At 35.1% G+C, this 9253-nt stretch carries 3 protein-coding genes; all 3 read left to right on the forward strand.

The features are described 5' to 3' along the window. Positions 1-351 precede the first annotated feature (351 nt). The gene (locus ACP6PL_RS12635) at positions 352-3387 is read left to right on the forward strand and encodes a type ISP restriction/modification enzyme (RefSeq protein ID WP_426545612.1); all 3036 of its coding nucleotides are present in this window, start codon (positions 352-354) and stop codon (positions 3385-3387) included. Between the two features lie 1747 nt (positions 3388-5134). Continuing rightward, complete coding sequence (locus ACP6PL_RS12640) at positions 5135-5800, forward strand: HAD family hydrolase (RefSeq protein ID WP_426545613.1); 666 nt, start codon at positions 5135-5137, stop codon at positions 5798-5800. A gap of 496 nt (positions 5801-6296) precedes the next feature. Beyond that, positions 6297-8522, forward strand: coding sequence for an FdhF/YdeP family oxidoreductase (locus ACP6PL_RS12645; RefSeq protein ID WP_426545614.1), 2226 nt, complete (start codon positions 6297-6299; stop codon positions 8520-8522). Positions 8523-9253 lie beyond the last annotated feature (731 nt).

The raw sequence follows: 9253 nt of genomic DNA on the forward strand, positions 1-9253 counted from the left end.
TGATTAAACCTAAATCACTAAAAAGTAAGAAGAGAGAGGATTTACATACCATTTTTCAGGAAGTCTTTTAATCATACTTACTGTTCGTAAAATTCTTTCTGTTCGTAAAATTCTTTGTTCAAAATGCTATTATTTCTTCCTTTCGACCACTTACTTCTTACTTCCCACTACTTATATTATGTTCGGTTAAATAGTTTTTATAATTAAAGTTCGTAGTAGGGCTTCAGCCCCAACTGTAGATAGGGCTGAGAGCTATTCTACAAACAAAAACTTTATTATAAGTAATTATCTAAACATGATATTACTTCTTGCTTCCGACTACTTACTTCTTACTTCTTCCTTCTTAAAACTATGTCTCAACTATTAATTAATCAATACTATACCGAAGTCGAACGCATCATTCAATATGGCGGTTCTCGGAATGAAAGTTCGATTCGGTTTGCGTTTCAAAATCTATTAAATGAGTATTGTAAAACTAGGGATTTTATGTTAATCCCAGAACTAGACTATAAGACTAAGACTGGGAAAAAGGTGACTCCTGATGGAACGGTTAAGGATGCTTTGCGTCTTGATTGGGGGTTCTGGGAAAGTAAGGATGAGTATGATGTTTTGGATGAGGAAATTGATAGGAAGTTAGATAAAGGTTATCCTGACGATAATATTTTGTTTGAGGATTCACAGACGGCTGTTTTGATTCAAGCAGGGGCAGAAGCTTCTAGAGTTTCAATGAAAAATCCTGAAGCTTTGGATGGAATTATTAATGCTTTTATTAATTATATTCGCCCGGAGGTTAAGGATTTTAGAGAGGCTATTACTACTTTTCAATCAGATTTACCTACTATTTTAGAAAGTTTACGAGATTTAATTGCTGAACAGTCGAAAAAGAATCAGAAGTTTTGTCAAGCTAGGGATAAGTTTTTGACTATTTGTCGAGATTCGATTAATCCTGAAGTTAGTTTGTTTGATGTGCAGGAAATGATTATTCAACACATCTTGACTGAGGATATTTTTCTGAATATTTTTAATGAGTCTCAGTTTCACCGAGAGAATAATATTGCTAGAGAATTAGAGGCTGTTTTAAATACTTTTTTTACTGGCACGACTCGCCGAAATATTTTAAGTTCGATTGAGCGTTATTATGGGGTGATAAAAAGCAAGGCAGCGAGTATCTATAATCATCACGAAAAGCAGGAATTTTTGAAGGTGGTTTATGAGAATTTTTATAAGTCTTATAATCCTCTGGGTGCTGATAGATTGGGAATTGTTTATACTCCTTCGGAAATTGTCAGATTTATGATTGAAAGTGTGGATTATTTGGTGGATAAACATTTTGGGAAGTTGTTATGTGATTCGGGGGTAAAAATTCTCGACCCGGCAACAGGAACTGGTACTTTTGTGACGGAGTTGATTGAGTATTTGCCTAAGAATAAGTTGGAGTATAAGTATGAGAATGAGATTTTTTGTAATGAGGTGGCAATTTTGCCTTATTACATTGCGAATTTGAATATTGAATATACTTATCAGCAGAAAATGGAGGACTATCGGGAATTTAATAATATTTGTTTTGTTGATACTTTAGACCATAGTTCGTTTAAGTATAAACAATTAGATTTATTTGCGATGACGGTGGAAAATACTGAGAGGATTAAACGGCAAAATGATTCTAAAATTTCGGTGATTATTGGTAATCCTCCTTATAATGCGAAGCAAGAAAATTTTAATCAAAATAATGCTAATAGAATTTACAAAGACATTGATAAGAGAATTAAGGAAACTTATATTAAGCAGGGTAAGGCACAGAATCAAATTGTTGTTTATGATATGTACACTCGATTTATTCGTTGGGCGTCGGATAGGTTAGGTAAACAAGGCGTAATTTGTTTTATTACTAATTCTTCTTTTTTAGATGGTCGTGCTTTTGATGGATTTAGAAAAGTAATAAATGAGGAATTTTCTTATGCTTATTTTCTTGACTTAGGAGGTAATGTTAGAGCAATTTCAGGTAAGGATGGTATTTTTATAGGAGAAAAGCATACTATATTTGGAATTTCTGCAATGACAGGAATTGTCATATCTTTTTTGGTTAAGGATAGTCAAGAACAAACAGCAAGAAATCGAATATATTACAGTCATCCTTTTCATATTCACGAACTAAGAGAGAATAAATTAAATTTTTTATCTGCAACTAAATTTGCTGATATTGATTTTGAACATATTATTCCTGATAAACGCCATAATTGGTTAAATTTGACTGACAATGACTTTGATGAACTTTTGCCTTTAATTGATAAAGATGTCAAAAGTGGAAAATCTCAAGAAGCTGTTTTTAAGTTATTTTCCTCTGGAATAAAGACTCAGCGAGATGAATGGGTTTATGATTTTTCTGAAGATGCGCTTTTAGAAAAAGTGAAGTATTTGATTGAGGTTTATCAGCAGACTTTTAAAGATGAAGATTATGCCGAGAGGATGACTATTAAGTGGGATAGGGAATTAACAAAATATCTCGGTAAAAAAATTTCTAAAAAATTTGAGCGTGAGAAAATATTCAGAAGTCTGTATCGACCTTATGTGAAACAATTTTTCTATTTTGATAAGCATTTTAATGGAATGACTTATCAGTGGTTTGAGATTTTCCAGGAAGAAAATTTAGACAATAAATATATAGCTTTTGCAGCTTTAGGAAATTCAAAACCTTTTCATTGTTTATCTAGCAACTCAATAATTGATTTACATTTTACAGGTGACTCTCAATGTCTGCCTTTTTATTACTACGATGAAAACGGAAACCGCCACGAAAATATTACCGACTGGAGTCTGCAAAAATTCCAATCCCATTACAACAATAAAAAAATCAAAAAACTCGACATTTTCCACTACACCTACGCCGTCTTACACCACCCCACCTACCGTCAAAAATATGAACAAAATCTCAAACGAGAATTTCCCCGCCTCCCCTTCTATGAAAATTTTCAACAGTGGGTAAAATGGGGAAAAAAATTAATCGACTTACACATCAACTATGAAACTATTAAACCTTTTCCATTAACTCGCATCGACTTACCAACTCCCGAAAAATCTCCCACTCCCAAACCAAAACTTAAAGCAGATAAAACCAAAGACAAAATATTAATAGATACCATCACAACATTAGAAAAAATTCCCAAAATTGCCTGGGAATATCGACTCGGAAACCGGAGTGCTTTGGAGTGGATATTAGACCAATATAAAGAGAAAAAACCCAGAGACAAAACCATCGCTGAAAAATTTAATACCTATCGTTTTGCTGACTACAAAGAAACAGTCATTGACCTACTACAAAAAGTTTGTACTGTTAGTGTCGAAACTATGAAAATTATTCAGGGGATGGAAACTACCGACAAATCATAATTTCGTATGGGGAGAGGGAAATAATAGTTGCATTTTCTCAAGCGCATGCGAACCGGAGGGGGGTGAGCAATTTTCTGATTATTGTGGAAGAGAGACAAATCTTATTTGCATTTTCTGAAGCGCATACGAACCGGAGGGAGATGAGCAGTTTTCTGATTATTGGGGAAGAGAGACAAATCAGAAATAGAAAAAGTGTTTGGAGACCAAACCCCTACGGACTACCTCCGACAAATTTTTCCTAGAAATCAGAAAATACTAGGCAAAAATTTCTATTGCCTATTGCGCAATAGAGCTAAATCAGAAATAGAAATTTGATACTAACCCCAGAGGTGACTCTTCCTATCTCCGGTAAATTTTTCCCAGAAATCAGAAAATACGAGGTAAAAACTTCTATTGCGTATTGCGCAATAGAGACAAATCAGAAATAGAAATTTGATACTAACCCCAGAGGTGACTCTTCCTATCTCCGGTAAATTTTTCCCAGAAATCAGAAAATACGAGGTAAAAACTTCTATTGCGTATTGCGCAATAGAGACAAATCAGAAATAGAAATTTGATACTAACCCCAGAGGTGACTCTTCCTATCTCCGGTAAATTTTTCCCAGAAATCAGAAAATACGAGGTAAAAACTTCTATTGCGTATTGCGCAATAGAGACAAATCAGAAATAGAAATTTGATACTAACCCTAGAGGTGACTCTTCCTATCTCCGGTAAATTTTTCCCAGAAATCAGAAAATACTAGGTAAAAATTTCTATTGCGTATTGCGCAATAGAGACAAATCAGAAATAGAAATTTGATACTAGCCCCAGAGGTGACTTTTCCCACCTCCCACAAATTTTTCCCAGAAATCAGAAAATACGAGGTAAAAACTTCTATTGCGTATTGCGCAATAGAGACAAATCAGAAATAGAAATTTGATACTAACCCTAGAGGTGACTCTTCCTATCTCCGGTAAATTTTTCCCAGAAATCAGAAAATACGAGGTAAAAACTTCTATTGCGTATTGCGCAATAGAGCTAAATCAGAAATAGAAATTTGATACTAACGTCGGGCTTGACTCTTCCCACCTTCGACAAATTTTTCCCAGAAATCAGAAAATACTAGGCAAAAACTTCTATTGCGTATTGCGCAATAGAGCTAAATCCAAAATAGAAATTTGATACTACCGCCAGAGGTGACTCTTCCCACCTTCGACAAATTTTTCCCAGAAATCAGAAAATACTAAGCAAAAACTTCTATTGCGTATTGCGCAACAGAGACAAATTCAGAAATAGAAATCTGATACTACCGCCAGAGTCAACTTTTCCTCCCCTCCCAAAATTTCCCAGAAATCTAGAAAATACTAATTCAGAAATAGAAATCTGATACTACCGCCGGAGTTAACTTTTCCTCCCTTCCCAAAATTTCCCAGAAATCTAGAAAATACTAAGCAAAAATTTCTATTGCGTATTGCGCAATAGAGACAAATTCAGAAATAGAAATCTGATACTACCGCCAGAGTCAACTTTTCCTCCCCTCCCAAAATTTCCCAGAAATCTAGAAAATACTAATTCAGAAATAGAAATCTGATACTACCGCCGGAGTTAACTTTTCCTCCCTTCCCAAAATTTCCCAGAAATCTAGAAAATACTAAGCAAAAATTCTTATTGCGCTATACGCAATAAAAGCTCAAACTATTCTCAATTCTCTGAAAAATTCTCTTTTCAGAACCACAAAAGTAAACATTATCTACCCAAATAAATAAGATGCTCAAAGCAATTTTGTTCGACCTCGATGGCACCCTAGCAAATACAGACCCCTTGCATTACCAAACCTGGAAAGAAATTTTAAATAATCACGGAGTAGCAATTGACCATAACTCTTATAAACAACATATTAGTGGTAGAACCAATCCAGCAATTATTCAAGATTTACTACCACAACTATCAACCACAGAAGCAGAAGAACTAGCAAATTATAAGGAAGAAAAATTTCGAGAAATTGCCTTAAACTTAAAACCATTAACAGGATTATTAGAATTTATTGAATGGTTAGAAAAGCAAAAACTCCACAAAGCAGTTGTGACAAATGCACCTCCAGAAAATGCTGAATTTATGTTAGATGTTTTGCAGCTAACAGATACTTTTCCATTAGTAATATTAGGTGGAGTAATGACTGTGGGAAAACCTGACCCTGCACCTTATAAATTAGGTTTAGAAAAATTGGAAATTTCCCCAGAAGAAGCAATTGTTTTTGAAGATTCTCGTTCTGGAATTAAGTCGGCAGTTGCAGCAGGAATTTATACAATAGGAGTTGCTTCTACCCATGAACCTGAATCTTTATTAGAGGTAGGAGCAAGTATTGTTATTAATGATTTTAGTGATGAAAAATTACAGCAAGTTTTAGATAATTGGAATATTTCTGGTACTTAGCAATAAGCTTTTAACCTTTTAAATTAGTTTGAGCTTACTGAACAGGCATCAGATGAACAAAGCCACTTCATGGGAGCAAGATGCTCCCACTGTTCCCTTGACTAAAATAATTACAATAGATCACCATTACAATGCACCACCATCGGTTATAGTTATATATCTTACCAAGAATGAGAATTAGCATAATACCAGTTTGAAAAAATAATGCTACAAAAATTTCCATCTTGATCGGAATGGTTAAAAAGCGTTTCTCCAATTCATTTTAGACAGGTATATCTATACATTTTCCCCTTTTTTTTCTTCAATATTTATTCCTTCTTCCTTCTTGCTTCTTCCCTCTTCCTTACTTCTACAAATCTGTAACAAACATTTATCACGCTTGGTATAACACTATTAAGATTGTATTAAGTTAATCTAAAAAATTAGCTAAGTCGTGGTAAAGAATTAATCAAAGTATATCAACTAATAATAAAGCACCATCCCAGCTAAATCAATTATGTTACCCAAGCCAAACAAAATCTGGAATCCGAAAATCTGGGCAAGTTGGAAACCCTTTGGTATTGGCGAACAATACCCAAATAACTACTGGGAACTCATCCGCGCTGGAATAGAAAACCTTGACCAACTTCCCTACGCTTGGGAAATACTTAGCAAAGGAGTATGCGATGGTTGTTCCCTAGGTACAACGGGTATGAAAGACTGGACTCTTGATGGTTTTCATCTATGTAACGTCCGCCTCCGACTATTGCGCCTGAATACTATGGCAGCATTTAACCCAGAAATACTGGCAGATGTTTCTCAACTGCAAAATAAAAGTAGTGGAGAACTGCGAGAAATGGGGCGACTGCCTTACCCGATGCGCCGTGATAAAGGTGACAAAGGGTTTCGGCGAATTAGTTGGGATGAAGCATTGGGGGTAATTAGTGATCGCCTCAAAACTACCCACCCAGATCGTACAGGTTTCTATCTTACCAGTCGTGGTACCGTCAATGAAACTTATTATGCTGCCCAAAAAGCTGCACGGGCGATCGGCACTAATAACGTTGACAATGCTGCTCGTATTTGTCATTCTCCTAGTACCGGAGCGCTGAAAACTACTATTGGTGCTGCTGCTACTACTTGTTCTTATAAAGACTGGATCGGTACAGATTTATTAGTATTTATTGGTTCCAATGTCGCAAATAATCAACCTGTTACTGTTAAATATTTGCACTGGGCAAAAAAAGCTGGCACAAAAATTGTTGTGATCAACACTTATCGGGAACCGGGGATGGAACGTTATTGGGTTCCGTCTATTCCGGAGAGTGCTTTGTTTGGAACTAAATTTGCCGAAGATTTCTTTTTAGTTAATCTCAATGGAGATATGGCATTTATCAACGGCACTATTAAGCATTTAATTGCAAATGATTGGGTTGATAAAAATTTTATAGATAATTATACTAATCAGTTTGAGGAATTAAAAGCTTCATTAAATTCCCAATCTTGGTCAGAATTAGAACGCTTTTCGGGAAGCACCCGCGATGAAATGTATGCCTTTGCCAAAATGGTTGGGAAAGCAGAAAAAGCTGTATTTGTTTGGAGTATGGGAATTACTCAACATGAGTGTGGAGAAGATAATGTTAGAGCTATTATTAATCTGGCTTTAACTAAAGGTTTTGTTGGTAGAGAAGGCTGTGGTTTAATGCCAATTCGGGGTCATTCTGGAGTGCAGGGTGGAGCAGAAATGGGTTGTTATTCTACGGTATTTCCAGGAGGGAGAAAAATTAATCCTGAAAATGCCGAAGTTATGAGCAAACTTTGGGGTTTTTCTGTACCGAGTTCTCCTGGTTTAATTGCTTCAGAAATGATTGATAATGCCTCGGAAGGAAAGTTAGATGTTTTGTTTTCTGTAGGGGGAAATTTTTTAGAAGTTTTACCAGACCCAGATTATGTAGAAGCTGCCATAAAACGAGTACCTTTGCGAGTACATCAGGATATTGTTTGCTCTAATCAAATGTTAGTTGAACCAGGAGAAACAGTAATATTGTTACCTACTACAACTCGTTATGAAATTCCAGGAGGGGTGACAGAAACTACTACGGAAAGAAGGGTAATTTTTAGCCCGGAAATTCCAGGTCATAGAATTGGGGAAGCTCGCCCGGAGTGGAAAGTATTTATGGATTTAGCAAAATTAGTCCGTCCGGAATTTGCAGATAAGTTAGAGTTTAAAAATACTGAAGAAATTCGTCAGGAAATTGCTTTGGTAATTTCTCAATATTCGGGTATTCAACATTTGAAAGAACCTGGAGATAATTTTCAATATGGAGGTTCCCATTTATGTTTTGGCTGGAATTTTCCCACACCTGATGGGAAGGCAAAATTTTCCATACTTTCTCCACCAAAAGAAGATGTGCCAGAGGGATATTTTTTAGTAGCAACTCGTCGCGGTAAACAGTTTAATAGTATGGTGCAGTCTCAAAAAGATGCAATTACTGGTGCTGTACGAGAAGCTGTTTTAATTAATCCTTTTGATGCTGAAAAATTAGGGTTAAAAGATGGAGATGATGTGGCATTAAAAAATGATTTGGGTGAATTAACAGGGCGAGTTTATCTAGCTCCGATGAAACCTGGTAATTTGCAAGTACATTGGCCGGAGGGAAATGTGTTATTAGATAAGGGTAAACGTTCTATTGAAGGTGTACCTGATTATAATGCTTTGGTTTGTTTAGAAAAGTTAGATTAAAGTTAGGTTTTTATCGCCGTATTTATATTTTTGTTTTAGAGAATAATGATTAATATTTTTTGATGATTTTTATAGCGATTATCATATTAATACTGATTTTTTCCTGCGGAAATGCTTTCCTAGGGGATGCTACCCAAACTTAAACAGCATTTAGTAATCTCCGCGCTCTTTACTTCGACTGCTATGCCAAATAATTAAGGTCTAAAACTTTTCCTTAAATTAAGGAGAAAAAATAAAAAAAATCATTAAGGAAGATTCAAGAATTAAGAATTTAGAATTAAGAATTTAGAATTACCTCTCATTGAAAATAAGAGGATTGACGAACAGGAAAATTTTTATTTATTATCCCCTTAAAAGGGGGGCTTTAAACCACAATATTTCGGTAATTATTAATTGTTAATTATTAAACTCCCTTTTTAGTTTCTGTAACTATAACTTTTTTTGATTTTGTATAAACTGTTTTAATACTTTCTATAAATTAGGTACTTGAGAAAGATTTTAGATCAAATCCGGTAGCATCGGTGTAATTAGATAAAAAGTGTGGGGAGGTTCATTAATGGATAATGGATAATGGATAATTGATAATTGATAATGGATAATTGATAATTACAAGAAGGTTAAAACCGTTACGGAATTGAAGATTGGGAAATATCATTTCTTCTCTTGGTCGATTGGATATGGCGTTTCGGCGCTTGAGCCGACATGAAAAGCGTTAGCGGCTCTGCAAGAGC

The organism is Dapis purpurea BLCC-M126 (assembly GCF_050015975.1).
GTDB lineage: Bacteria > Cyanobacteriota > Cyanobacteriia > Cyanobacteriales > Microcoleaceae > Trichodesmium.

Bases quoted from the DNA above. Each gene is read 5' to 3' on its own strand.
- ACP6PL_RS12640 (WP_426545613.1), top strand. From the start codon at position 5,135: ATGCTCAAAGCAATTTTGTTCGACCTCGATGGCACCCTAGCAAATACA.
- ACP6PL_RS12635 (WP_426545612.1), top strand. From the start codon at position 352: ATGTCTCAACTATTAATTAATCAATACTATACCGAAGTCGAACGCATC.
- ACP6PL_RS12645 (WP_426545614.1), top strand. From the start codon at position 6,297: ATGTTACCCAAGCCAAACAAAATCTGGAATCCGAAAATCTGGGCAAGT.